We start from the raw sequence: 23185 nt of genomic DNA, 5'->3' as shown, positions 1-23185 counted from the left end.
CCGCAATGGCCATTATCGCAAGGGTTTCGACCAGACTAGGCGCTTTTCACCCATGCGAGTATCTTTTCGGCAAGGGGCTCGGTCTGCCTGGGGCTGAAGATGTCACCGGCCATCACATGCCCCATCAGGTCATCATCAGGCCCCTGCTCCAGCAGCAATGTCGTGACCGGCCCGCCCCAACGGGCGATCACCTTGCGCGTGTCAGCCTCATGCACAACCTGATCAGCTGGGTTGTAAGCGAAGAAGGCAGGAACCTTAACCTGCCCGAGATCAACACGATGCACTGCGCGCACCGCATCCCCCATCGGATGAACTGCGGCGGTCGGGTATTCGGTTGTCCAATAGGCGGCATGGGCTTCGCTGATCACCTCGTAAGACCGTGTTTTCCCCGCCAGAAGATGCGCCCAATGCTGCGCAAAGGGCATGTCCATCACAAACTGCGCGGCCCTGTTGCGCAGGCCGAAATTGGGTGAGACATGGATCACCGCCTTGGCCTCCAGCCCCTCCGCCAAGGCGAGCGTGGCAAGCGTGCAGCCGGTGGAGCACCCCATCAGGATCACCTCATCCCCAAGGGCACACACAACCGCAACCGCGTCGGCCACATCCTGCCGCCACGCGTCGAGCGTCGCCGTGGCCATCGCAGCCCCATCCTGCCCATGCCCGGTCAATCGCGTGAAATAAAGGTTCGCGCCCAGCCCCTTGCCGACCAGATCAGGCAGCGGCCGCAACTCCTCCGGCGACGCCGAAAACCCGTGAATGTAGAGCACTGCGACAGACGTCTTCACCGCCGGGTCGCCCGACCAGACAATCCGCCGCGCGCAACCCGGTCGCAACCCTGGCACCTGTGCCTCTTCGGCGGCGATCTGCGCCTCTATGCCATCAAGCTCAAGCAAGGGCGCGCACCGCCATCGGGCGATAGATCATCAGCAAGACGAAAACCGCCACCACCAGAATGCCCGCCGGGATCAGCGTGATCGCCAGTTGCAGGGCCTCCAGCGCCGCATCGCTTTGCGCAACGAAGCCCTCTGTCGTTTCCTGCCACCCCGCGCGGGCGAGGATCAGGCCAAGCAGCGCTGGCGAAATCGCATTGGCGAGCTTCTGACCAAACAACCAGACCGCCGAAAATGCGCCCTCAATCGCGATCCCGCTTTCCTCGCGGGTCACATCCATCAGATCGGGATACATCGCCCACGGGATTTGCTGATAGGCGCCATTGGTAATCCCGGCGATCACAAACACCCCCGCAACCAGCGTCACATTGGTGGACGGCAAGATGCCCGACAGCCCGTAAAGCAGCGCCACATAACCGGACAATCCAATCACCAGCGCCCAAAGCTTGCCCAAACGATGCGAGATCAACACCCAAAAGACTTGGCTCAGGATCGCGCCGACAAAGAATGCGCCGAAAAGCACGCTGAGCACTGTCAGCGCCTCTGCGGCACCCGACAGCGCATTTTGCCCGTCATCCACGACAAGATACGCGGCGGCAAAGGGCAGCCCGGCGGTGATCAGCGCCACCGCCAACGTCATCACGCCATAGCCGAGCGCCAGCACAACAAAGGTGCGGTTCGAAAACACCAAGCTATACGCCGCGACAAACCCGGTCTTCGCGGGCGTCTCGATCCGTGGTGCGTTTCGGGTGGACCACAGCGACAGCCAGATCGCCCCGATCATCAGCGGTGTCACGTAAAGTGCGGCCAGCGGGAACCCAAAGGCCCCGGCAAGACCGGGCAAAACAGCGCCACCCACCAGAATGCCGACTGTGGCAAAGGCCATCCGCCAGCCAGTCATGGTCGACCGCTCGCGCGGGTTCTGCGTGATCTCGCCCGCCTGCGCGCCATAGGGGATCGCGCACATGGTGAACCCGATTGTGGCCATCCCGAACGCCGCGATCACCCAGGTCAGTTTCGCGCCCATCGCCGCCTCGACCGGCGCCATGAACAGCCCCAGCATGCCCAGCGCCATCACAACGGCGCCAACAAACATCCATGGCGCACGCCTGCCAAAACGGCTTTGCGTCCGATCACTGAAATAGCCGATCAACGGATCAGTGATCATGTCGAAGATCAACACAATCGTGGTCACAAAACCCGCAATCGCAACGGGGATGCCAAGATATGTCGTCAGATAGCTGACGATCAGCAATTGCTTGACGATGACAAAGACAACAATGCCCGCATCCGCGAGGCCCCAGCCGGCCTTTTGACCCATCGACAACGCCATCACCATTCCTCCCGCGGCCTTCCGAACGATTAGACGCGCGCAGACCCGCAGAGGGAAGCGAAACGTGGCGTAGGATGGGTGATTTCACCCATCTTGTGCCGCGAGCACATCTTCGACCGAGGCTTTGATCAGATCGAGGCAGGTCTCATCCGAAAACCGATGATCCGCGCCGTCCACCAGCGTCAGGCGCATATCCGGCCCTTCCGCATGACTCAGCAGACGCAGCGCGACCGACATATCCACATCCGCATCCGCCGTCCCTTGCAGGAAGCGAACGGGAAAGGGCAGCGAGAGCGGGTCGCGCAGGACCAGCCGTTGCCGCCCCTCTTCGATCAGGCGTTTCGTGATGATGTAAGGCTCGCCATATTCAGATGGCAGGGCCACCTGCCCTGCGCCGTCAAGTTCCGCCTTCTGCGCATCTGAAAACCCGACCCACATACTGTCTTCGGTGAAATCCGGGGCCGCAGCGATGGTGACCATACCAGCCACTCGCTCCTGCATCGCGCGCGCAACCAGCAGTGATATCCACCCGCCCATAGAGGAGCCGACCAGCACAACTTTTCCGGCGAGCAGCCCAATCGCGGCGCAGGCATCCGCGAGCCAGTCCCCAATGCAGCCATCCGTGAAGGCCTCGCCACTGTCCCCATGTCCCGAATAGTCAAACCTCAGGAAAGCACGTCCCGAATCGCGAGCCCATTTTTCCAGAAAAACGGCCTTGGTCCCGCCCATATCGGACTTGAATCCGCCCAGAAAAACCACCGCAGGGCCGGTCCCATCGGTCAAATGATAGGCGATGCGTCGCCCTTCTGGCGAGATGAATGATGGGATTTCAGTATTATTTTCCATGCACTTACAGGATCACAGCGAGGCGCCGAGCGCAAGATTTATTAGGTGACTATCTTATCACGTGAGTATCTAGTCACGTATAAGGCATCCATGGATGCGATTTTCAAAGCCCTCAACGACCCCGCCCGCCGCGCACTGCTCGACAGTTTGCGCGCCAAGGACGGCCAAAGCCTGATGGAATTGGAAGAGCAACTGGACATGACCCGCTTCGGGGTCATGAAACACCTCAAGGTTCTTGAGGACGCAAACCTGATCGTCCCGCGCAAAGTGGGGCGGTTCAAATATCACTATCTCAACGCCATGCCCCTGCAGGAGGTGATCGACCGTTGGGTCGAACCACTCCTCGCCCGCTCGGCTGCAAGGGCAATGGCAGATTTGAAACAGGAACTGGAGAAACCGATGTCGAAAAAGCCTGATTTCGTTATGCAGACATTCATTCGCTGCACACAGGACGCATTATGGGACGCGCTGACCAAACCCGAAGGGATGGCCAATTACCACTTCATGGCCAATCGGATTGAGTTGGAGGGTAACCAACTGATCTACTACACGCCCGACGACAACAAGATGCTGGTCTGCACCAGCATCGCAGAAACACCCAAGACGCGGATCGAAAGCACGTTTGAGCCGCATTGGGCGGGCCCCGATGTCCCGCTGGCGAAATCGTCCTTCGTCTACCTTATCGAACCCGAAGGGCCGCAATGCAAGCTGACATTGGAGCATTATGACATCCCGGAAGGTCAGGAAGGCGTGACCGATGGCTGGGCGCGCATGATGTCGGGGCTGAAGACCTGGCTTGAAACCGGTGAGCCCGCCAACTTTGGGAGTGCCGCGTGATGGAAAGCTTTCCAACGGAATTGGGCATCCTGACATGCCTCGGTATCCTCGCAGCATCGCTTTGGATCCCCTACATCATCGGGGTCAATACCTCAGAAGCTGGCAGCCCTGCAGATATTGATAGCCAGGACTTTTCGCGCCCAGCCAATCCGGCGCTTCAGCGGCCATGGGTGCACCGTGCATATCGGGCGCATCTGAACTTGCTTGAGCAATTCGTGCCCTTTGCATTTCTGGTGTTGCTGGTCGACCGGGTGGATGGCTTTACCGCGCTGACATACTGGACCGCAATTGCCTTCTTCTGGCTGCGTGTCGCACACGCCATCGGATACATCACCGGTTGGGCCCGACTGCCCGCGCGTCCGATTATCTTTACGCTGGGATGGGTATGCTGCCTGATTATGGCGTATGCGGTCTTCGCAGCTGCACTGTAGAGTGAAACACGGTGCACGCCTCAAAAGGGGCGTGCACGCCACTGTTTTGACGGCCTAGCCGCTGACGTAGACGGCGGTCTTTGGGCGATAAAAAATCTTTTGATCGTGCAGACGCCCCAACAATTCCTCGTTCGCGCGCTGGTCCTGTTCAATCACGCGTATCGCTTCCAGATGAGCCGGGTTTTCCTCCGACAAGGCCAGCCGCATCCCCGAAAGCTCTCGCCCGCGAGCGCGCAAAGCCTCTTCGATCATGTCGATGTCATTGATGCTCAGATCAAAGCTTCGATTGTAGCGCGGCATATGCATTCCCCAACATATAGGTTTCTTATCGGAAACACCGTCGTATTTAACCTATAAGATGTCGCAGTCAACGTATATGTCGGTATACCGCGAGAAACCTAACGCTCGGTGAAGAGGCTCCCCTGCACATCAACCGTTGTCGCGGTACCACTGTCGGCGCCCGTCCCTGTCACAACACCCGAAATGTAGTCCGCATCATTGCCGGAAATGGTTCCGGTCAACGTTGTATCCAACGCCAATGGAGTGCCATCGAACGTCACTGTGCCATTGATGTCGCCAGTGACTTGGCTCACGCCCGGCAAGATCAAACCGTTGGCAATCGTGACAGTGCCGGAAGTCGCATTGCCATCCAGATCAAAAAAGTTGTCCGCCCCACCGGTCACCACACTGGTCGCAAAATTCGCGTTCACCTGCGCCTGACCGATCACACCTTCCCCGCTGCCATCTTGCAGTGTCAGCGTCAGCGCGCCGCGATAGATCGATGAACCGCTATCGGGAATGTCGTCCTCGGGGGTCACGCTGGATGACGCGACTTCATTGATGATTTGCGAGTTCGTTTCATTGAGTTCGTCGAACGTAAGCGCCGCCGCGTTCCCGCCGCCCCCCGCCAATGTGTCGTTATCACCAGATCCCTCGCCACAGGCTGCAAGCCCCACAACCACTGCGATCATAGCCGTTGTTCGTATCATCTTTGGATACCTCTTCTTGATTGATTTTGGGAGATGCGCAATCTCCCGGTCCTGCCTGCTCTCGATACTGCACAAAACCCCTTGCATCGCAACAACATAGCTTGACGAGGGTGGGTAGATCGGCGACATAGCGGCACATATACAACCCGCAACCGGGCGTTTTGTAGGCGCCAAACCGACGAGGAGCTTGCCACCAATGGCACAGATTTCCCTGACTTTTCCTGATGGCAATGCGCGCGATTATGCGGCTGGGATCACCCCTGCCGATGTCGCTGCTGATGTTTCGAGCAGCTTGCGCAAAAAGGCGATCAGCGCGACTGTAAACGGCCAGCATTGGGACCTGCAATGGCCGATTGAGGCCGATAGCAGCATCGCCATCAACACCATGAAAGACGAGGAGCCGGCGCTGGAACTGGTTCGCCACGACCTCGCCCATATCATGGCGCGCGCAGTTCAGGAGATCTGGCCCGACACACAAGTCACCATCGGCCCTGTCATCAAGGACGGCTGGTACTACGACTTCGACCGTGAAGAGCCTTTTGTGCCAGAAGACCTCGCGCTGATCGAAAAGAAGATGAAAGAGATCATCAACAAGCGCGAGCCGGTGACGACCGAAATCTGGGAGCGTGAAAAGGCCATTCAATATTACAAAGACCGAGGCGAGCCCTATAAAGTCGAACTGATCGAAAGCATCCCTGGTGATGAACCGCTCCGGATGTATTGGCACGGTGATTGGCAGGATTTGTGCCGCGGGCCGCATCTGCAACATACCGGTCAGGTGCCTGCGGACGGCTTCAAACTGATGTCCATCGCGGGCGCCTATTGGCGCGGTGACAGCGACCGCGCGATGCTGCAGCGGATCTATGGATGCGCCTTCACCAATAAAGAAGGCCTGCGCAAGCACCTGAACATGCTGGAAGAAGCGGCTAAGCGCGATCACCGCAAATTGGGCCGCGAAATGGACCTTTTCCACATGCAGGAAGAGGCCCCGGGTCAGGTATTCTGGCACCCAAATGGCTGGACCGTCTACACGGAGTTGCAGGACTACATGCGTCGCAAGCAACGGGCCGGCGGTTATGTTGAGGTGAACACACCGCAAGTCGTGAACCGCAAGCTGTGGGAAGCCTCCGGCCATTGGGAAAAGTATCAGGACAACATGTTCATCGTCGAAGTGGACGAAGAACATGCCCGCGAAAAGGCGATCAACGCGCTTAAGCCGATGAACTGCCCTTGCCATGTGGAGATTTTCAAACAGGGCCTGAAAAGCTATCGCGATCTTCCCTTGCGGATGGCTGAGTTCGGGTCTTGCGCGCGCTATGAACCCTCCGGTGCTTTGCACGGTATCATGAGGGTGCGCGGTTTCGCCCAGGATGACGGCCATATCTTCGCTGAAGAGAGTCAGATTGAAGCGGAATGCGCGCGCTTCATCGCGTTTCTGACTGAGATCTATAAAGACCTGGGCTTTGAGAGCTTCAGCGTCAAATTTTCTGATCGGCCCGAAACACGCGCCGGATCAGACGAGGTGTGGGACAAGGCTGAAACCGCCCTTTTGGAGGCAACACGCGCCGCAGGCGTGGAACCTGAACTGAACCCAGGCGAAGGGGCCTTTTACGGGCCGAAGCTGGAATTCGTGTTGACCGACGCCATCGGGCGGGACTGGCAGTGCGGCACTTTCCAGGTCGATTTCGTGCTGCCTGAACGGCTGGATGCCACCTATATCGGCACCGACGGCGAAAAACATCGCCCTGTGATGCTGCACCGCGCGACGCTGGGGTCGTTCGAGCGCTTTATCGGCATCCTGATCGAGGAACATGCAGGAAAGCTACCCTTCTGGCTCGCCCCACGGCAGGTGGTTGTGGCAACCATCGTCTCAGATGCCGACAGCTATGCGGGCGAAGTTGTCGCAGCCTTGAAGGCAGCTGGCGTGCGGGCAGAGGCTGATATCCGCAACGAAAAGATCAACTACAAGGTTCGCGAGCATTCCGTCGGGAAGGTACCGATTATCCTCGCGCTTGGTGCGCGCGAGGTTGCCGAGAAAACCGTAACAGTGCGGCGGCTAGGGGAGAACAAGACATCTGTAACATCACTTGATGAGATTGTTGCAGAACTCGCAAAAGAAGCGACACCGCCGGATCTTCTGTAACATTCCAGCGCTGGAAGCTGTAACAAAAGCCCACGGCGCGGGCGCAATCTTCGCCGTTTTACAACGGTTTGAGCCCGCGACAGCCTGCCACAGTTAACAAGATGCTTAACTGACCTCACGGAAATGCGATGCACAGGTCTGTGACTGGCGCAGAGGTGGTCGCACTCGTTAGGGTCTGGCCATCGCCGATCAACGGTGACGGATAACGTTGACTCAACCAAAAGGAAATTCCGATGTCGAATGCAACCAAGACCCTCATCCTCGCAAGTGCTGTCGCAACCGCCGTTGCCGGCCTGAGCACAACTGCCACAGCGCAAGCCAATGTTAAGTGCTTTGGCGTATCGCTGGCTGGCGAAAATGACTGCGCTGCGGGCCCAGGCACAACCTGCGCCGGTACATCAACCGTTGACTATCAGGGCAACGCCTGGACGCTGGTGCCAGAAGGCACATGTGAAACCATGGAACTGCCTGCACAGGCTGACGGCACGCCACGTCAGGGTTCGCTCGAAGAGCTGGACCGCGACCTGCCTGCATAAGCCAAACTATGGTAAGGTGGGTGCAAGCCCACCTTCCACCACCGACGAAGGGACCGTTTCATGCTTGACGCAACGCACCGCTCATCGCTCCCCTCCCGTCCCGGCGTCGGTTACAAACCACAGCATTACAGCGCGATCATGGCCGATCCCGGCCCTGTGGCGTGGCTCGAAATCCATGCCGAAAACTATATGGGCGACGGTGGCCGCCCGATTGCGCAACTCCGCCACCTTGCCGAACGCTTTCCCATTTCCGTGCACGGCGTTGGCCTGTCCATCGGCGGCGAAGGTGATCTCGACCCGGATCATCTGGCGCGCCTGAAGCATCTTGTTGGCTGGCTGAACCCCGCCAGCTTTTCCGAGCATCTGGCTTGGTCCACCCATGACGCGCATTTCTTCAATGATCTGCTGCCGCTTCCCTATAATGAGAAGACGCTGAACCGCGTCGCTGATCATATCGACCAGGTGCAAGAGACGCTGGGCCGTCAGATGCTGCTTGAGAACCCGTCAAGTTATCTCGCCTTCGCGGAGTCCACCATGTCCGAAACCGATTTCTTGCACGAAATCACGGCTCGAACCGGTTGCGGCCTGCTTCTGGACGTGAACAACGTCTTTGTCAGCGCCACGAACCTCAAGACATCGCCTCAGGCCTATGTCGATGCGTTCCCCCTTGAGGCCGTCGGTGAAATCCACCTTGGCGGCCATGACGAGGATGAGGACGAAACCGGCGCACCACTTCTGATCGATAGCCATGGCAAAGCCGTTGTAGACCCGGTCTGGGCACTGCTTGACTACACGCTGGTCAAATCCGGTCCCAAACCATTGCTGATCGAATGGGATACGGATGTGCCCGAATGGCCGGTTCTGGCGGCTGAAACCGAACGCGCGCAGCAGGCATTGGCGCTGGTGACATCATGACTGTCAGCCAAGCAACATTCAAAGACACGATCCTTGATCCGCAAGCCCCGGTGCCTGCAGGCCTGATCAATCCTGACGGCCAGACCGCAAGCAAGCGGTTTGACGTTTATCGCAACAATGTCGCGGTCAGCTTGTCGGACGCGTTGGAAACCGCCTTCCCGGTGGTCCGCAAACTGGTCGGTGATCAGTTTTTCCGCGCAATGGCAGGCGTTTACCTGCGAAAGCACCCACCTAAATCGCCGCTGATGATGTTTTACGGGGAGGCGATGCCCCAATTCCTGACGCGGTTCGAGCCGGCCAAATCCGTGCCTTACCTGCCCGATATCGCCAAGGTCGAACTGGCCTTGCGGCACGCCTATCACGCAGCGGACGTCGCGAGCATCGATGGACAGACGCTTGCGGCGTTAGCACCCGACGCGCTGATGTCAGCGAAGCTGCGCATCGCCCCGGCGGTGCACACGATAACCTCGCAGTTCCCGATCCATGCGATCTACCGAGCCAACACCGAAACGGACGCCCCAAAGCCTGTGATGCAGGCAGAGGCGGTCTTGGTCACGCGCGCGGATTTTGATCCCCAGTTACATCTGATCAACGCAGCAGCGGCGGAGTGCATCACCGCCCTGCAGGGCGGCAAACCATTGGGTCAGGCCATGGCCATGACCGACGACACACTTGACCTTGGCACTGTGCTTGGACTGCTTCTGGTGCAGGGCGCGGTCGCGGAAATTTACTGAAAGGCAGAAGACATGAATACCGTCCTTGCATCGCTGGACCGCGTGACCAATCCCATCAACAAGGCTGGGGACGAACTGCTCCCCATCCTTGCACGCCTGGTCTTTGCCGGGGTCCTGGTGCACTACTTCTGGAAATCCGGCGTGACCAAACTTGGCGATGGCATCTTCGGCATCTTCAACCCCTCGCTTGGGGCCTATGCGCAAATCTTCCCCAAAGCGATGGAGGCGGTCGGTTTTGACGTCTCGCAACTGACGTTCTTTCACTGGGCCGTTGTGTTTGGCGGCACAGTCGCGGAATTCGTTCTGCCGCTTCTGATCATCATTGGACTCTTCACCCGCTTGGCGGCGGTTGGCATGATCGGCTTTATCGTTGTCCAGTCACTGACTGATCTCTACGGCCATAACGGCTTTGCGAATGGCGTACTCGGCGCGTGGTTTGACCGGTTCCCTGATGGCGTGATCCTTGATCAGCGCGCCTTCTGGGTGCTGTGCCTGCTGATCCTCGTATTCAAAGGTGCAGGCGTCCTGTCAGTTGACCGTTTCCTCTTCAAAAGTGCGCCTTAGGCTCATCCGGCTTGCCCGCCGCAATCGCAAGTAAGCCGCCAAGTACCGTAAAACCGATGGGAAACATCGTGGCCACGTTGAAACCAAATGCGGTGTAAAAGAGGGCTGCTGCGATGAGCATCAGTCCGCCGCCCCAGAGCGCGCGCACTTTGGCCATCGCACCGCCCGCAATCGCCAGGAGCGGGGCCAGGAAACTGGCCAACCGGATAAATGCGGGGTTTTCAAAGGCCCCGAAAATCTCGCCGACCTCTGGCTGACGCTCGGACAATTCGGCATAGCCATAGCCGAAAAGCCCCACAAAGATGCCCATGAGGCCTGCAATTATTCCCAGCATCAATGCGGCGTTGCGCATGGCGTCTCTCCTTACTGCTCAAAGGATCACTTAAGCGCGCGCAGCCTATCCGCCAAGATATTTTGCCTGCACGTCTGCTTTCCAGCCGATGGTCCAGCCGCCATCTGCCGCAATCACGGGGCGTTTCATCAACGTCGGATAGGCCGCCAGCAAAACCGCCGGGTCACCTTGTTTTTCGGCCTCTGTCAGGCCACGCCAGGTGGTTGAGGCCCGGTTCATCGCCGCTTCACCGAATTGTGAGATGATCTCTTTCAGGTCCTCTGCCGCAATACCGTCCGCGCGAACATCGATCACCTCCGGCGTGTATCCCGCTTCTGCCAAAGATTTCAGCGCTTTGCGGCAGGTGTCACAGGTTTTCAGGCCAAAAAAACGCATAATGCCTCCTGATTGAGCAAATAGGCGGCAGATCGCGCGTGTGCGACGAACTGTCATTTGCCTTTTGCTTAAAACACTTAAGTGTTGAAGCACAAGACGAAGGGAATACCGCGTGTCGCGGGGCCCAAGACTTGCCCTGCCCCTGAACCGGGGCGCGACAACAAGGAGAGCGGAGCATGCCAAGTGGTACCGTGAAATGGTTCAATACGACAAAGGGCTATGGCTTCATTGCACCTGACGATGGTGGATCGGATATTTTTGTACATATTTCGGCGGTGGAACAATCCGGCATGACCGGGCTGGCCGACGACCAAAAGGTGACTTTCGACCTCGTCGAGGGCCGTGACGGCCGCAAGATGGCTGGGAACCTCGCCAAGGCCGACTGACCCCACATCACCAGACAACAGAGCAGGCCAGGACTTGGCCTGCTTGTTCTCGCAGGCATGTCGCATGCCGCGCAGTTTTCCTCTCAGAAATCCTTCATCGCCCGGCTCGCGTCATTTCGCGCGTCTAAGACAGCGATGCCGGTCTCGCTGCGCCGTGGAAGACGCGGGCCAAAACGCAAAACACCCCGCAAGCGGGGTGTTTTTCTGTGAGTGGTGTGGACTGGGAGATCAGCCTGTGCGCAGCGTCCGAGAAGTAGGTGAGGCCACAAGTGTTGGTTGATGCCAGGGCGCGCCCGCCTGGCTTTCACACTCGCGGGTCAAACGTTCGAGCAGGTCACGCCGAATAGGTGCAAATGCCCGTCTTTTAGTGTCGTCACTTTGGTTCGTCTGTTGTGTCTTGATCGTCATGTCCGGCCCCCGGCATGTGTTTCTCAAAACGTTTTATACTGGAACATGCCCTCTGCTCAGAGGGGAACCTAGGGTCACCTTTACCCCGATGACGTAGGGTCATGAAGATTTTGGTCTCATTTTCACCGAAAACAGACCAGATTTCGGCCACTGGATGGTCCAGACCACCCGCCAGCCGACGCCCCTAGGTTGTGCGATGACACTTAACGAATCGTTAATCGCACTGCTTGACGTGGGGGCAGCGGTGGGTGTTTCAGCGCATGACGTAAAGGCAGCGCCCGGAGTGAGGGGGTCTGGACCGTCTCAGAAACTGTCCAGTGGACAGTTTCAGGTCCAGACGGGCGGAGCCCAGGGGGCGCGGGGCTGGCGCGCAACATGAGGGCAGCGCCCGGAGCTCGGGGATGGCGCGCCGACATTCGTGCGTGGCGGGCCGGTCAATTCAGATGCAGCGGTTGTGCTGGGTGAGGCGGTGCAAAGGCGCCCTCCCCGTAGGAGAGGGTTTGAACCGTCTCGGAAATGATCCAGTGGATCATTTCAGGTTCAAACGGGCGGAGCCCCGTTGAGGGCGCTGCCCGGCAATGCCGGGCGGCTCACCTCACGGCAGTTACTCCGCTATTTCCGATAGCAAGCTATTCCGTCTGTCTAATTGATCAGGTGCATAGCTAATCCGCTCAATTGTAGTCTTAAGATCAAATAATAGGAGATCTGGAGGCGCCAGTAATACCGCCTTTGGCGGTACTTCATTTCCAAATTCGTCTGAAAAGAGCAAAGTACAAAAGCTTCTAACCGGCTCGTTGCGTTCATCAATTGCGATATTTGCTGGCTGCAAACTGGGCGCGAAGTAAGTCAGCGATGCTTGTTTTTCACTTGCCAAGATAGTTGGCAAGTCTCCGGTGAAGTAGACATAGACGGTTTCGAAGACTTCGCCCGGATTTGGCCAGCGCATAGTTCCGTTGTCCTCAAACAAATTAGTAATCTCACGAGGCAAGGCAAGCATGCATCTTGGACCATCAAAAACCAGAGTTGATGAACCCCTGTTAGTCACCAATAAGGACACCGAATTCAGGGAGATATCTGTAACGAGAACTGAGGTGTCAGGCAGCAATGTGGGAAAGAATGTCGATTTGACGTGCGCGATTTGATCCCAAAATGCACCTACAACGGCCAGTATAGCTATGGGTAGAGCAAGTGTAGATGAAAAAGTCCCAAGATGTCGTCTCCAGTCTTGATACGAAGAGCAGTTCGTACACTTAACTGCCGAAATAGGAATTTCAGATGAGCATTCAACGCAGTTCTTATTCTGCTGGTCACTCACCAATGATTCCCTCAAACTCTCGCCATTCCCCCTTGCTCATGCCCGAGGTCTCCTGCGTCACCTCCTCACCCTTAAGCATACGCCGCAGGCAGTCAATCGCCTTTGACGAGAGTGTGGCGCCGCCCATCCGGTAGTCCTCGAAGGCGCCATAGGCGGCGGGCACCCAGTCGGCGACAACCTTGCAGATCTCTTCCGCATAGACCCGGATTTCGTATTGCGCGTGGCTGTCCGCCCGCAGCCGCAGGAAGTGGAACAAATTATGCAGATCCACCTTCCAGTACCATTGGGTGTAGATATTAGCGGGCAGGTTCATGCGGGCGAGTTCACGGGCGAGGCCTTGCTGGTCCTCCTGCCCGATCATTTCCTCGTAGTGGTCATAGCAGCGGGCGGCGTCGCCTTTGAGGTATTCGAGCACGCGCGCGGCTTCCTCGCCCGTCAGCGCCTCCCCCCTGCCCTGATTGTTGATCACCGATTGCGCGGCGAGGTGTTCGGGCGCGGGGATGTAGAACTCCCGGTCGAGGATCGAATAGCGGGCGGAATACTCGTTCACATTCGCCGTCCGGTGCCGGATCCATTGCCGGGCGACGAAGACGGGCAGTTTGACATGCAGCTTGATCTCGCACATCTCGAACGGGGTCGAATGCCAGTGCCGCATCAGATAACGAATGAGCCCGGCATCGTTGGACACCGACCTGGTGCCCTTGCCGTAGCTGACACGCGCCGCCTGACAGATTGCCGCATCGTCGCCCATATAGTCGATCACGCGAATAAAGCCGTGATCCAGCACGTCATATGCATGGTAGAGGTGCTGCTCCATCCACGGAGCGACCACGCGCAATGTGGGTTGCGGGTTTGCGCGCAATGCGTCGATCTCGGCCTGTTGTTCGGGGGTGATGGGCATATGCTTCTCCGGCAGCTTGGATTCGGGTGCGCCCGACTATAGAGGATGGTACGGCAGGGCAAAGCCCAATGCCGATGAAGCGAGGGCGCAAGAGGCGATGAGAGCATGGATAAGATGGGTGCTGGTCGCGCTTACCCTGTGGGCGGCGCCCGTGGCCGCGCAACCGGTGGACCTGTCGCTGGACGATGCGCGCCTGCTGGCCCGACAGGCGATAGCGGCGGGGGAGTTTGCGCTGGCCGCCGAGATTGCCCGCAAGCTGATCGAAGTGAACCCGGATGATCGTGACGCGCATCTGTTCCTGGCGGTGGCCGCGCCGCAACTGGGCGATGCCGATGAAGGCAGGCGAGCGGGTGCCAGGGCCTGGCGGCTGTCGGAAACCTCTGCCGAACGTTATGAGGCAGCTCGCGTCACCGCACTGGCCGCCGCGAATGGTGAGCGGTTCACACTGTCGACCATCTGGCTGCGGATCGCGCTCAACGACACCCCGAACGAGGCCGCGCGAACGCAAACCCTGCGCGATGCACGGACCGTGGCGCGGCGAAACCCGTGGTCGACCCGGCTGACTTTTTCCATCGTGCCGTCCAACAACATCAATGGTGGCGCCGACGATGAGGAACAGCGCATCAATGGCGAGACGGATGGCGGCACATTGTCAGAGGATGCGGTGGCCCTGGCTGGCTGGCGCACCACGCTAGGTGTGCGTACGCAATATCGTTTTCAGGAAAACAACGAGAGCCGCACCGCAATTGGCCTGCAATACACTGCCAATCGCGCGCATATCACGGATGATGTATCGGTACCCGACGAGGCACTGACATCAAATTATGCGGAACTGTTCCTGCGCCACGATCGCGCGTTGGAGAATGGCTTGATCACGGGACGACTTGCGACAGGAACGCTCGATTATCGCAACTATCGGCAATCGACCGACGATGTCGAATTTGAAAAATACGACTTTGTGCGTGTCGGTCTTGACCGGCAGTTCCCGCTTTCCGATGACCTCACGATGTCCCTCACGGCGCAGCGCGAACGGCTGGAGTATTCGGTCATAGACATTGGCCGCGTGGATCGCACGTTCTTGAGCAGCATGCTCAGTTACCAATTGGATAACAACGATCGCGTAAGCGCGAATTTATCCTTTACCAATAGCGATGGAAAGGCCGAGAGCGGCAACTTCACGTTCGATAGTTGGACCCTGCAGACCAGCTATGCCTGGGCAGAGCCGTTTGGCCCGGTCTCGCTTTCCGTGAATGGCGGTCTTCAGATCAGCGACTACCCGAAATACAGCGTCGGTGGCGCGGTGGAAGGCGGACGCGAAGACACGACTGTCTTTGTTGGCGCGAATGTCGGCTTTCCAGACGTTGAATATTTTGGCTTTAGCCCCGGTATCGCGATCGCTGCCCGAACGGCCGACAGCAATATCAGCCGGTTCGAGCGTGATACGTTTTCGATGGGTTTCACACTCAGTTCAGCTTTCTAGACCGAGCCTCTCAAAGCTTTGCAAGCTGCCGCAGGCATTTGCGCAACGTGTCGCGCTCAGTGTTGTCGAATGGCGCCATGATCGCCGCGTCAAAGCGTTGCGCCTCAGCGGCCAGATCGTCAAATGCGCGGCGCCCGGCCTTGGTGAGTGTCAGGTTTTCGTGTCGCCGGTCTTGCAGCAAGGCACTCCGTGTCAGAAATCGCTTCGTCTCTAGCGCTGTGACTGCCCGGCTCACTTTTGTCTTGTGTAGCCGCGCGCGGGCGCAGATGCCTTTTGCCGTCATCGTGCCATAATGGCCCAGATGAAACAGAACACGCCACTCGGTGCGCAGCATGCCATAGCGGGACTTGTAATAGTCCTGAAACTCCAGCGCGGCCGCGTCGGCCGCCTGATTGAGGAGGTAGGGCAGGAAGTCCGTTATCTCGAAAGTGTCATGCATGAGGCCTCGTTAGGCCTTGTTAGTTACAAAAACAACTAATATCCGAGATGGGCCCAACCGAAAGGATGCGACATGAACAAGGATACTTCTCTTGGTAGCTTGCAGCGCGCGGCCACGCCCGTTGGCACGGCTGAGGGTTACATGCCCGGTTTCGGAAATGATTTTGAGACTGAGGCGCTTCCGGGTGCGTTGCCGCAAGGCATGAACTCACCGCAGAAGGTGAACTATGGGCTTTATGGCGAGCAGCTTTCGGGGACCGCATTCACCGCGCCCAGCCATCAGAACGAGCGGACTTGGTGCTATCGCATCCGCCCTTCGGTGAAGCACACGCACCGGTTTACCAAGATCGATCTGCCCCATTGGAAGTCAGCGCCGCATATCGACCCTGATATTGTCTCGCTCGGCCAGTATCGCTGGGACCCGGTGCCGCATGAGGATACGCCGCTGACTTGGCTCACGGGCATGCGGACGATGACGACAGCGGGTGATGTGAACACGCAAGTGGGGATGGCCTCGCATATCTATCTGGTCACGGAAAGCATGGCGGACGCCTATTTCTATTCCGCTGACAGCGAGCTGCTTGTTGTACCGCAAGAGGGGCGCTTGCGGTTTTACACGGAACTGGGTGTGATCGATCTGGAACCGCAAGAGATCGTCATTCTGCCGCGCGGTCTGGTTTATCGGGTGGAGGTGCTGGACGGCCCCTGTCGCGGGTTCGTTTGCGAGAATTACGGCCAGAAATTCGACTTGCCGGGTCGCGGCCCGATTGGCGCCAACTGCATGGCGAACCGGCGCGATTTCAAAACGCCTGTCGCCGCTTTCGAGGATCGTGAGGTGCCCAGCACGGTCACCGTCAAATGGGCGGGGCAGTTTCACGAAACGCGGATCGGGCATTCGCCCCTGGACGTGGTCGCATGGCATGGAAACTACGCGCCTTGCAAATACGATCTACGCACGTATTGCCCCGTCGGCGCGATCCTGTTCGACCATCCTGATCCTTCGATTTTCACAGTTTTGACTGCGCCCTCTGGCGTGGAAGGCACCGCAAATATTGATTTTGTGCTATTCCGCGACCGCTGGATGGTGGCCGAAGACACATTCCGCCCGCCCTGGTACCACAAGAACGTCATGTCCGAACTGATGGGCAATATCCATGGCGTCTATGACGCAAAGCCTCAGGGCTTCATCCCCGGGGGCATGAGCCTGCACAACATGATGCTGCCCCACGGGCCTGATCGTCAGGCTTTTGAGGGTGCCTCGAACGCCGATCTGCAGGCTGAGAAGCTTGAGAACACGATGTCCTTCATGTTCGAAACCCGCTTCCCCCAGCACTTGACGGCCTTTGCCGCGCAAGAGGCACCACTGCAGGACGATTACATCGATTGCTGGGCGGATCTTGAGAAGAAATTCGACGGGACACCGGGCAAGAAATGATAGTAGGAACACTGCGCGTCAAATCGCCGAAATACGATGGCTCGGTCCCACAAGACGGGCTGCTCGTTTCGGTGTCCGCTGATTTGAAACAAACTGCTGCTTTTCGATCGGCGTCAAATCTGCAGTTTGCCTTGGACTTCACATTTGGTCGGATCGACGGTGAGTACGCCGAAATTGCTGACGGATTTGAATTTCACTCCCCACTGCCCCGCGCTTATCAGTTCCTCGACGGCTCGGCTTACGTCAACCATGTCGAACTTGTCCGCAAAGCACGCGGAGCCGAAATGCCTGAAAGCTTCTGGACCGATCCGCTGATGTATCAGGGCGGGTCTGACAGCTTTCTGGCGCCGACCGACCCCATCATCGGCGATCCAGCTTGGGGCATCGATTTCGAAGGCGAAATCGCTGTGATCACCGGCCCTGTGCGGATGGGCGCGAGCCGAGAAGAGGCGTTGGAGGCGATCCGCTTTGTGATGCTCTGCAACGATGTCTCGCTGCGGAACCTGATCCCGGATGAGTTGGCCAAGGGCTTTGGCTTCGTGCAGTCAAAACCGGCTTGCGCGTTTTCGCCGGTTGCTGTCAGCCCGGATGACTTACCGGGATGGCGGGAGGGCAAGTTAAATGGGATTCTCCGCATTGATCTGAACGGCGAACCTTTTGGCCGGGTGGATGCTGGTGTCGATATGACCTTCGATTTCGGGCAATTGATCGCCCATGCCGCCAAGACAAGACACCTTGGGGCAGGTACCATCATCGGCTCAGGCACTGTCTCCAACAAACTGGATGGCGGGCCGGGCAAGACCGTCGCCGATGGTGGCACGGGCTATGCCTGTATCGCCGAACAGCGTATGGTCGAAACCATTGTCGAAGGCGCCCCGCGCACACCATTCATGCAGCCGGGAGATCGTGTGCAAATCTGGATGGAGGATGCCAAAGGTCAGAACATCTTTGGCACTATCGACCAGGTTGTCAGCCCATGGCCTGCAACCGCTTGAGCAGTGAGGACGTATCCCAGCGCCCGCCGCCCAGTTTCTGCACGTCCTTGTAGAACTGATCGACAAGTGCCGTGACCGGCAGGCTGGCCCCGTTTTCGTCAGCGGTCGAGAGGCAAATGCCAAGGTCCTTGCGCATCCAATCCACGGCAAAACCGTGATCAAAATGGTCATCCAGCATTGTCTCATAGCGGTTGGACATCTGCCAGCTGCCCGCAGCGCCCTGGCTGATCACCTCAACAACCGCACGGCCATCCAGCCCGGCCTTCTGCGCGAAATGTAACGCCTCTGACAGGCCCTGTACCAGCCCGGCAATCGCAATCTGGTTGCACATCTTGGTCATCTGGCCCGCGCCGCTGTCGCCCAGGCGACGGCAAAGCTTGGCATAGGCGTCAATGACTTTCTCAGCGGCCTCGTAGCTTTCCTGCGCGCCGCCGCACATGACCGATAGCTGGCCATTCTCGGCGCCTGCTTGCCCGCCAGAGACGGGTGCATCAATGAAAGCGATACCCTTGGAAGCGGCCACGTCATTGAGTTCGCGCGTCACAGCGGCGGAGACGGTCGTGTGATCCACAAAAATCGACCCTTCGGCCATGCCTGCAAAGGCCCCATCATCCCCCAAACAGACGGCGCGCAGGTCATCGTCATTACCCACGCAGGACATGACCATGCTGGCGCCTTCGGCAGCCTCGCGCGGTGTCGCCCCCAGTGCCCCGCCATGCTGGCCCACCCATTTTTCGGCCTTGGCCGTTGTGCGGTTATAGACGGTTACGTCGTGCCCTGCAGCCTGCAGATGCCCGGCCATCGGGTAACCCATGACCCCAAGACCCAAAAACGCCAGTTTCGCCATTTCTCATCGTCCTCCAAATTCATTGGCGGGGAACGATCAGTCGGCCAACTCCCACGGAATGGTGTATTCGTTCAACGCCTTGCCGATCACTTCATCGGTCACCGCGCCGGATTTTGCAACATGCGCCACGAGGCCACGCTTCTTATCCTCAGTCACTTCCTTGATCTCGGCCCCGGTATCCGCCAGCGCCTCGTTGTAGATACGGGTGATCGCGTGTTTACGCAGGTCGGGCTTAAAGATCTTGCCCACGGCGGTCTTGGGTAGTTCGGGCAGGATCTGCAGATGCTTGGGATGGGCTGCGCGTTCGTGGATATGCTCTTTGGCATATTCCAGCAGGTCTTTTTCAGACACCGATGCTCCATCGACGAGTTCGACAAAGGCGCATGGCACCTCGCCCGCATGTTTGTCGGGCTGGCCAATGGCACCAGCAAAGGCCACGGCGTCGTGACCGGCCAATGCCTCTTCAATCTCGGCGGGGTCGATATTGTGACCACCACGGATGATCAGATCTTTCGCTCGGCCCGTGATCCACAGATAGCCATCAGGATCCTTGCGGCCCAGATCGCCGGTGCGTAGATATTGCGCGTTCGAAATCGCACCCGCATAGAACAGATCAACGTTCTTGTCCGGCTCGGTATAGGTCTTGCCACCGTAGACACCGGGGTTCGAAACACAGATCTCGCCAATCTCATCCGTAGGAACATCCTTGCCCGTGGCCGGATCAATGATCCGCACATCCGTGTAAGGAAATGGCAGACCGATGGAGCCCACACGCTTTTCGCCGTCGGGCGGGTTGATCGAAACGAGGCAGGTGGCCTCGGTCAGGCCGTAGCCTTCGCAGATGGTGACGCCTGCGGCCTCTTCAAAGCGCCGATAAAGCTCAAGTGGCAGAGGCGCGGAACCGCAGAAGGCCAGACGCAGGGTCGAGATATCGGCATCCACCTTGCGCTGCATCAGGGCAGACATGGCGGTCGGCACAGTGATCATGAATGTCACTTTGTGCTTTTCGACCAGTTTCCAGAAATTGTCGAAAACACCGTCCCCGCGATAGCCTTGCGGAGTGGGAAAGACGATCTGCGCGCCAGAAGCGAGCGACGCACCAAGTGACACAATTGTCGCGAAGACGTGGAAGAGCGGCAGCGGACAAATCTGCACGTCATCTTGAGTGAAAAGCAGATTGGCACCCAGCCAGCCGTTATAAACAATTCCGGAGTACCGGTGCTGGACAACCTTTGGCATGCCCGTCGTCCCGCCCGTATGGAAATAAGCCGCCACACGGTCAGCCTTACTGTCTTCGAATGTCAGCTCTTTCGGATGCTTTGCCAGTTCGGTTTGGAAATCGTAGACCTTCGCGTCGTGGTCTGTCGGGTTCTTCGGGCGGATCAGGGGGACGATGAATTTCTTCAGCCCGGTGAGGTAGCGCAGCAAATCCACCTCAACCACATGTTTGACATTGGGGGCAAAGCGCACGGCCTCAGCCGCCTTTTGCGGCACATCCGTTTTGGGGAAAGCCTTGAGCGTGACCAGCACTTTTGCATTGGTCTCACGCAGGATCGATGCGATTTGTTCTGCATCGAGAAGCGGGTTGATCGGGTTCACGATCCCTGCGATCTGCCCGCCCAGATAAGTCAGGATGGTCTCGGTCGCATTGGGCATGAGGTAGGCGACAACATCGTTTTCACCGACGCCCATCGCGCGAAACATATTTGCCGCCTGCCCCGCCTGATCGCGCAACTCATTCCAGGTCAGCGTTTCGCATTTCGCCTCCGGGTCAGAGAGAAGACTAAAACTGGTGGCCTTACGATCCCCGTATTTCGCGGCAGTTTGGCTCACCATCTCATAGGTGGTGGTCGGCAGTTGCCGCGCCTCCCACGGCATTTCATCCTCAATGGCGTTGCGGTCCGCAATCGTCGCGTAGGTCATGGCGTCTCCTCCCCTTTTTATTGTCCACCGCATCGTCCCCAAATGCGGCGCTCCTCTGACGGCGCAAGTTGGGCAAAGTTGCAGACAATCACAAGGCTGACGCTACGAAATATTCTATTCTGCGGCCAACCCTTCGGTGAATTGCAGGCGTGCAAGACGCGCATAAAGCCCGCCCTGGGCCACCAGACTGTCATGCGTACCTTGCGCCACGATCCGCCCCTTATCGAAGACGATGATCCGGTCGGCCTTTTTCACGGTCGCCAAACGGTGGGCCACAATCAGCGTGGTCCGCGTTTTGGCGAGGTCCTCGACCGCGCGCTGCACCGCGTACTCGCTTTCGGCATCAAGCGCACTTGTTGCCTCATCCAAGAGCAGCACGGGCGCGTCACGCAAGATTGCGCGGGCAATGGCGATCCGCTGCTTTTGTCCGCCGGAAAGCATGACGCCGCGCTCACCGACATAGCTTTCGTAGCCATCGGGCAAGGCGATCAGGAAATCATGGGCGGCAGCGGCTTTCGCGGCTTCTTCAACCTCGGCATCCGTCGCATCAGGCCGTCCAAAGCGGATGTTCTCGCGGGCGGTTTCAGCAAAAATGACCGGGTCTTGCGGGACCAGCGCAATGTGTTGGCGGAAATCCGTTCGCAGCATGTAGCGCAGGTCGACGCCATCCAGCAGCACCGCCCCTTCCTGCGGGTCATAGAAGCGCTGCACCATCTGGATTATCGTGCTTTTGCCGGCGCCCGATGGACCGACCAATGCCACCGTCTCACCCGGTTCAATCGCCAGATCAACACCAGCAAGGGCCGAGATATCGGGACGCGAGGGATAGCTGAATTGTACGCTATCGAAGGTCAGCGCACCTTTGACCGGGCTTGGTACAGGGAGCGGGTCCACAGGATCCTGCACGCTGTCTTCCATCGTCAAGAGTTCGACCAAGCGCTCCGTCGCACCAGCCGCCCGCTGCAATTCGCCCCAGACTTCCGACAGCGCAGCGACCGCCCCGCCGACCATGATCGTATAAATCAGGAACTGGACGAGCCCGCCCTCTGTGATCACGCCAGCCGTCACGTCCTGCGAGCCCATGCGCAAGAAAAGCACGATTGCCGCGAACACCATGAAGATCACGATGGCCGTCAAAAACGCCCGTGTGATGATCCGGCGCCTTGCTGAGCGATAGCTTTGCTCGGTCACCTCATCGAATTTCACGCGGCTAAGGTCTTCGTGGGTAAAGGCCTGGACGGTCTGAGCCGAGAGGAGCTGCTCTGACGCCCCTCCGCTCGATTCAGCGATCAGGTCCTGGTTTTCGCGCGACAGGCTGCGCACCCGTCGCCCCAGAAAGATGATCGGAAACAGCACGACAGGGATCGGCCAAAGCACCATGATGCTCATTTTGACGGACGTCATCAGCATCAGGATCACGCCGCCGATGAAAAGCAGGATATTCCGCAAAGCGATTGAGGCGGAGCTGCCAATGACCGACAGGATCAGCGTCGTGTCGGTGGTGATCCGGCTCAGCACCTCACCGGTCATGATCCTTTCGTAAAAGGCCGGGCTCATCCCGATCATGCGCTTGAACACAGCCTTGCGGATATCGGCCACGACCCGTTCGCCCAAGCGGGTCACAAGGTAGTAACGAAACGCTGTCCCGAAAGCGAGCAGGACGGCAATGGTCAGCATCGTCGTAAAATGTCGCTCGATATCGTCTGATGACACGCCAAACGCGTCCACGATCTGGCCAGCCGCGATAGGCAACGTCAGCGACACCATCGCCGTGAAAACCAGCGCAAAGCCTGCTGCAAACATGTTCAGCTTGTAAGGCACCATATATGGCCACAGCGCGCGCAAGGCACTGACCCTTTTTCCAACGGGCCGGTCCTCTGGGCTTTGCGTCTGCGGGTCTGCCATCAAGCGTCCTTTGTGATGTGGTGGCCTGACATAAAACTGGTGCGCCACATAGACAAGCCAAGTCTGCGTATGCGCGTTATTCGTTTATGAACATGAAAGAATGGAGCGGGCGACGGGAATCGAACCCGTATCATCAGCTTGGAAGGCTGAGGTCTTACCATTACACAACGCCCGCGTCGCTGCGCCGGTAGGTATTGAACCTTTGTT

Annotated in this window: 24 protein-coding genes and 1 tRNA gene; 11 read left to right on the top strand and 14 right to left on the bottom strand. The window is 58.3% G+C overall.

Annotation, left to right across the window (positions count from 1 at the left end; translation table 11 throughout):
* Positions 1-35: 35 nt before the first annotated feature.
* From SLH49_RS09680 to SLH49_RS09670, 3 genes are all read right to left on the bottom strand, one after another.
* Positions 36-893 carry an alpha/beta hydrolase gene (locus SLH49_RS09680; protein WP_320268960.1) on the bottom strand — a complete coding sequence of 286 codons (858 nt, stop codon included), beginning with the start codon at positions 891-893 and terminating at the stop codon, positions 36-38.
* Positions 886-2211: an MFS transporter gene (locus tag SLH49_RS09675; protein ID WP_320268959.1), complete on the bottom strand. Its 1326-nt coding sequence runs from the start codon at positions 2209-2211 to the stop codon at positions 886-888. Before SLH49_RS09675 ends, SLH49_RS09680 begins: the two co-directional genes overlap by 8 nt.
* 96 nt (positions 2212-2307) lie before the next feature.
* Complete coding sequence (locus tag SLH49_RS09670) at positions 2308-3069, bottom strand: alpha/beta hydrolase (protein WP_320268958.1); 762 nt, start codon at positions 3067-3069, stop codon at positions 2308-2310.
* 45 nt (positions 3070-3114) lie between these two features.
* Here SLH49_RS09670 and SLH49_RS09665 point away from each other — a divergent pair, with 45 nt between their 5' ends.
* Both SLH49_RS09665 and SLH49_RS09660 read left to right on the top strand, forming a co-directional pair.
* Positions 3115-3906 carry a metalloregulator ArsR/SmtB family transcription factor gene (locus SLH49_RS09665; protein ID WP_320268957.1) on the top strand — a complete coding sequence of 264 codons (792 nt, stop codon included), beginning with the start codon at positions 3115-3117 and terminating at the stop codon, positions 3904-3906.
* Complete coding sequence (locus tag SLH49_RS09660) at positions 3906-4337, top strand: MAPEG family protein (protein ID WP_320268956.1); 432 nt, start codon at positions 3906-3908, stop codon at positions 4335-4337. The genes SLH49_RS09665 and SLH49_RS09660 overlap by 1 nt, the downstream gene beginning before the upstream one ends.
* Positions 4338-4391: 54 nt before the next feature.
* Here the strand turns inward: SLH49_RS09660 and SLH49_RS09655 are convergent, their stop codons facing one another.
* The gene (locus tag SLH49_RS09655) at positions 4392-4637 is read right to left on the bottom strand and encodes a hypothetical protein (protein ID WP_320268955.1); all 246 of its coding nucleotides are present in this window, start codon (positions 4635-4637) and stop codon (positions 4392-4394) included.
* A gap of 98 nt (positions 4638-4735) precedes the next feature.
* Positions 4736-5326 (bottom strand): hypothetical protein, encoded by a 591-nt coding sequence (locus SLH49_RS09650; protein ID WP_320268954.1) that lies wholly within the window; start codon positions 5324-5326, stop codon positions 4736-4738.
* Between the two features lie 196 nt (positions 5327-5522).
* Between SLH49_RS09650 and thrS the strand changes: the two genes are divergently transcribed.
* From thrS to SLH49_RS09625, 5 genes are all read left to right on the top strand, one after another.
* Entirely contained in the window at positions 5523-7469 is a 1947-nt protein-coding gene (thrS, locus tag SLH49_RS09645) for a threonine--tRNA ligase (RefSeq protein WP_320268953.1), read from the top strand.
* A gap of 233 nt (positions 7470-7702) precedes the next feature.
* Entirely contained in the window at positions 7703-8005 is a 303-nt protein-coding gene (locus SLH49_RS09640) for a DUF2282 domain-containing protein (protein WP_320268952.1), read from the top strand.
* A 60-nt stretch (positions 8006-8065) separates the two neighbouring features.
* Positions 8066-8920, top strand: a complete 855-nt coding sequence (locus SLH49_RS09635; protein ID WP_320268951.1) for a DUF692 domain-containing protein — start codon at positions 8066-8068, stop codon at positions 8918-8920.
* Entirely contained in the window at positions 8917-9654 is a 738-nt protein-coding gene (locus SLH49_RS09630; RefSeq protein ID WP_320268950.1) for a DNA-binding domain-containing protein, read from the top strand. Before SLH49_RS09635 ends, SLH49_RS09630 begins: the two co-directional genes overlap by 4 nt.
* 12 nt (positions 9655-9666) lie before the next feature.
* The gene (locus SLH49_RS09625) at positions 9667-10218 is read left to right on the top strand and encodes a DoxX family protein (RefSeq protein ID WP_320268949.1); all 552 of its coding nucleotides are present in this window, start codon (positions 9667-9669) and stop codon (positions 10216-10218) included.
* On the opposite strand, the gene SLH49_RS09620 is transcribed toward SLH49_RS09625, so the two are convergent.
* Positions 10202-10570 carry a hypothetical protein gene (locus SLH49_RS09620; protein ID WP_320268948.1) on the bottom strand — a complete coding sequence of 123 codons (369 nt, stop codon included), beginning with the start codon at positions 10568-10570 and terminating at the stop codon, positions 10202-10204. The genes SLH49_RS09625 and SLH49_RS09620 overlap by 17 nt on opposite strands.
* Before the next feature lie 45 nt (positions 10571-10615).
* Complete coding sequence (locus SLH49_RS09615; protein ID WP_320268947.1) at positions 10616-10945, bottom strand: arsenate reductase family protein; 330 nt, start codon at positions 10943-10945, stop codon at positions 10616-10618.
* 176 nt (positions 10946-11121) lie between these two features.
* Between SLH49_RS09615 and SLH49_RS09610 the strand changes: the two genes are divergently transcribed.
* Positions 11122-11331 (top strand): cold-shock protein, encoded by a 210-nt coding sequence (locus SLH49_RS09610; protein WP_320237731.1) that lies wholly within the window; start codon positions 11122-11124, stop codon positions 11329-11331.
* Between the two features lie 1012 nt (positions 11332-12343).
* Here SLH49_RS09610 and SLH49_RS09605 read toward each other — a convergent pair.
* Both SLH49_RS09605 and thyX read right to left on the bottom strand, forming a co-directional pair.
* Positions 12344-13054 carry a hypothetical protein gene (locus tag SLH49_RS09605; protein ID WP_320268946.1) on the bottom strand — a complete coding sequence of 237 codons (711 nt, stop codon included), beginning with the start codon at positions 13052-13054 and terminating at the stop codon, positions 12344-12346.
* A complete protein-coding gene (gene thyX, locus SLH49_RS09600) occupies positions 13047-13955 on the bottom strand; it encodes an FAD-dependent thymidylate synthase (protein ID WP_320268945.1) in 909 nt (302 codons plus the stop codon). The genes SLH49_RS09605 and thyX overlap by 8 nt, the downstream gene beginning before the upstream one ends.
* Positions 13956-14073: 118 nt before the next feature.
* On the opposite strand from thyX, the gene SLH49_RS09595 reads away from it, so the two are divergent.
* The gene (locus SLH49_RS09595; RefSeq protein WP_320268944.1) at positions 14074-15435 is read left to right on the top strand and encodes a hypothetical protein; all 1362 of its coding nucleotides are present in this window, start codon (positions 14074-14076) and stop codon (positions 15433-15435) included.
* Positions 15436-15445: 10 nt separating this feature from the next.
* Here the strand turns inward: SLH49_RS09595 and SLH49_RS09590 are convergent, their stop codons facing one another.
* Positions 15446-15874 carry a MarR family winged helix-turn-helix transcriptional regulator gene (locus SLH49_RS09590; protein ID WP_320268943.1) on the bottom strand — a complete coding sequence of 143 codons (429 nt, stop codon included), beginning with the start codon at positions 15872-15874 and terminating at the stop codon, positions 15446-15448.
* 72 nt (positions 15875-15946) lie between these two features.
* On the opposite strand from SLH49_RS09590, the gene hmgA reads away from it, so the two are divergent.
* Together hmgA and SLH49_RS09580 are read left to right on the top strand one after the other, a co-directional pair.
* Entirely contained in the window at positions 15947-17308 is a 1362-nt protein-coding gene (hmgA, locus tag SLH49_RS09585; protein WP_320268942.1) for a homogentisate 1,2-dioxygenase, read from the top strand.
* Positions 17309-17439: 131 nt separating this feature from the next.
* Positions 17440-18303: a fumarylacetoacetate hydrolase family protein gene (locus SLH49_RS09580; protein WP_320268941.1), complete on the top strand. Its 864-nt coding sequence runs from the start codon at positions 17440-17442 to the stop codon at positions 18301-18303.
* Here SLH49_RS09580 and SLH49_RS09575 read toward each other — a convergent pair.
* From SLH49_RS09575 to SLH49_RS09560, 4 genes are all read right to left on the bottom strand, one after another.
* Complete coding sequence (locus tag SLH49_RS09575; RefSeq protein ID WP_320268940.1) at positions 18278-19150, bottom strand: NAD(P)-dependent oxidoreductase; 873 nt, start codon at positions 19148-19150, stop codon at positions 18278-18280. The genes SLH49_RS09580 and SLH49_RS09575 overlap by 26 nt on opposite strands.
* A 36-nt stretch (positions 19151-19186) precedes the next feature.
* The gene (locus SLH49_RS09570; protein ID WP_320268939.1) at positions 19187-21073 is read right to left on the bottom strand and encodes an acyl-CoA synthetase; all 1887 of its coding nucleotides are present in this window, start codon (positions 21071-21073) and stop codon (positions 19187-19189) included.
* 114 nt (positions 21074-21187) lie between these two features.
* Positions 21188-22978, bottom strand: a complete 1791-nt coding sequence (locus SLH49_RS09565; RefSeq protein WP_320268938.1) for an ABC transporter transmembrane domain-containing protein — start codon at positions 22976-22978, stop codon at positions 21188-21190.
* Positions 22979-23079: 101 nt separating this feature from the next.
* Positions 23080-23153: transfer RNA gene (locus tag SLH49_RS09560), tRNA-Gly, on the bottom strand.
* Positions 23154-23185 lie beyond the last annotated feature (32 nt).

It is taken from the genome of Cognatiyoonia sp. IB215446, assembly GCF_033963825.1.
Taxonomy (GTDB): Bacteria; Pseudomonadota; Alphaproteobacteria; order Rhodobacterales; family Rhodobacteraceae; genus Yoonia.
Note: the sequence above shows the minus strand (reverse complement) of the source record. Positions and strands in the feature narration are given on the sequence as shown.

What these genes read in the sequence shown, in the direction of transcription:
- SLH49_RS09675 (WP_320268959.1), bottom strand. Translation starts at nt 2,211, where the DNA reads ATGGGTCAAAAGGCCGGCTGGGGCCTCGCGGATGCGGGCATTGTTGTC.
- SLH49_RS09670 (WP_320268958.1), bottom strand. Translation starts at nt 3,069, where the DNA reads ATGGAAAATAATACTGAAATCCCATCATTCATCTCGCCAGAAGGGCGA.
- SLH49_RS09660 (WP_320268956.1), top strand. Translation starts at nt 3,906, where the DNA reads ATGGAAAGCTTTCCAACGGAATTGGGCATCCTGACATGCCTCGGTATC.
- SLH49_RS09655 (WP_320268955.1), bottom strand. Translation starts at nt 4,637, where the DNA reads ATGCCGCGCTACAATCGAAGCTTTGATCTGAGCATCAATGACATCGAC.
- SLH49_RS09650 (WP_320268954.1), bottom strand. Translation starts at nt 5,326, where the DNA reads ATGATACGAACAACGGCTATGATCGCAGTGGTTGTGGGGCTTGCAGCC.
- thrS (WP_320268953.1), top strand. Translation starts at nt 5,523, where the DNA reads ATGGCACAGATTTCCCTGACTTTTCCTGATGGCAATGCGCGCGATTAT.
- SLH49_RS09640 (WP_320268952.1), top strand. Translation starts at nt 7,703, where the DNA reads ATGTCGAATGCAACCAAGACCCTCATCCTCGCAAGTGCTGTCGCAACC.
- SLH49_RS09635 (WP_320268951.1), top strand. Translation starts at nt 8,066, where the DNA reads ATGCTTGACGCAACGCACCGCTCATCGCTCCCCTCCCGTCCCGGCGTC.
- SLH49_RS09630 (WP_320268950.1), top strand. Translation starts at nt 8,917, where the DNA reads ATGACTGTCAGCCAAGCAACATTCAAAGACACGATCCTTGATCCGCAA.
- SLH49_RS09625 (WP_320268949.1), top strand. Translation starts at nt 9,667, where the DNA reads ATGAATACCGTCCTTGCATCGCTGGACCGCGTGACCAATCCCATCAAC.
- SLH49_RS09620 (WP_320268948.1), bottom strand. Translation starts at nt 10,570, where the DNA reads ATGCGCAACGCCGCATTGATGCTGGGAATAATTGCAGGCCTCATGGGC.
- SLH49_RS09615 (WP_320268947.1), bottom strand. Translation starts at nt 10,945, where the DNA reads ATGCGTTTTTTTGGCCTGAAAACCTGTGACACCTGCCGCAAAGCGCTG.
- SLH49_RS09610 (WP_320237731.1), top strand. Translation starts at nt 11,122, where the DNA reads ATGCCAAGTGGTACCGTGAAATGGTTCAATACGACAAAGGGCTATGGC.
- thyX (WP_320268945.1), bottom strand. Translation starts at nt 13,955, where the DNA reads ATGCCCATCACCCCCGAACAACAGGCCGAGATCGACGCATTGCGCGCA.
- SLH49_RS09590 (WP_320268943.1), bottom strand. Translation starts at nt 15,874, where the DNA reads ATGCATGACACTTTCGAGATAACGGACTTCCTGCCCTACCTCCTCAAT.
- hmgA (WP_320268942.1), top strand. Translation starts at nt 15,947, where the DNA reads ATGAACAAGGATACTTCTCTTGGTAGCTTGCAGCGCGCGGCCACGCCC.
- SLH49_RS09575 (WP_320268940.1), bottom strand. Translation starts at nt 19,150, where the DNA reads ATGGCGAAACTGGCGTTTTTGGGTCTTGGGGTCATGGGTTACCCGATG.
- SLH49_RS09570 (WP_320268939.1), bottom strand. Translation starts at nt 21,073, where the DNA reads ATGACCTACGCGACGATTGCGGACCGCAACGCCATTGAGGATGAAATG.
- SLH49_RS09565 (WP_320268938.1), bottom strand. Translation starts at nt 22,978, where the DNA reads ATGGCAGACCCGCAGACGCAAAGCCCAGAGGACCGGCCCGTTGGAAAA.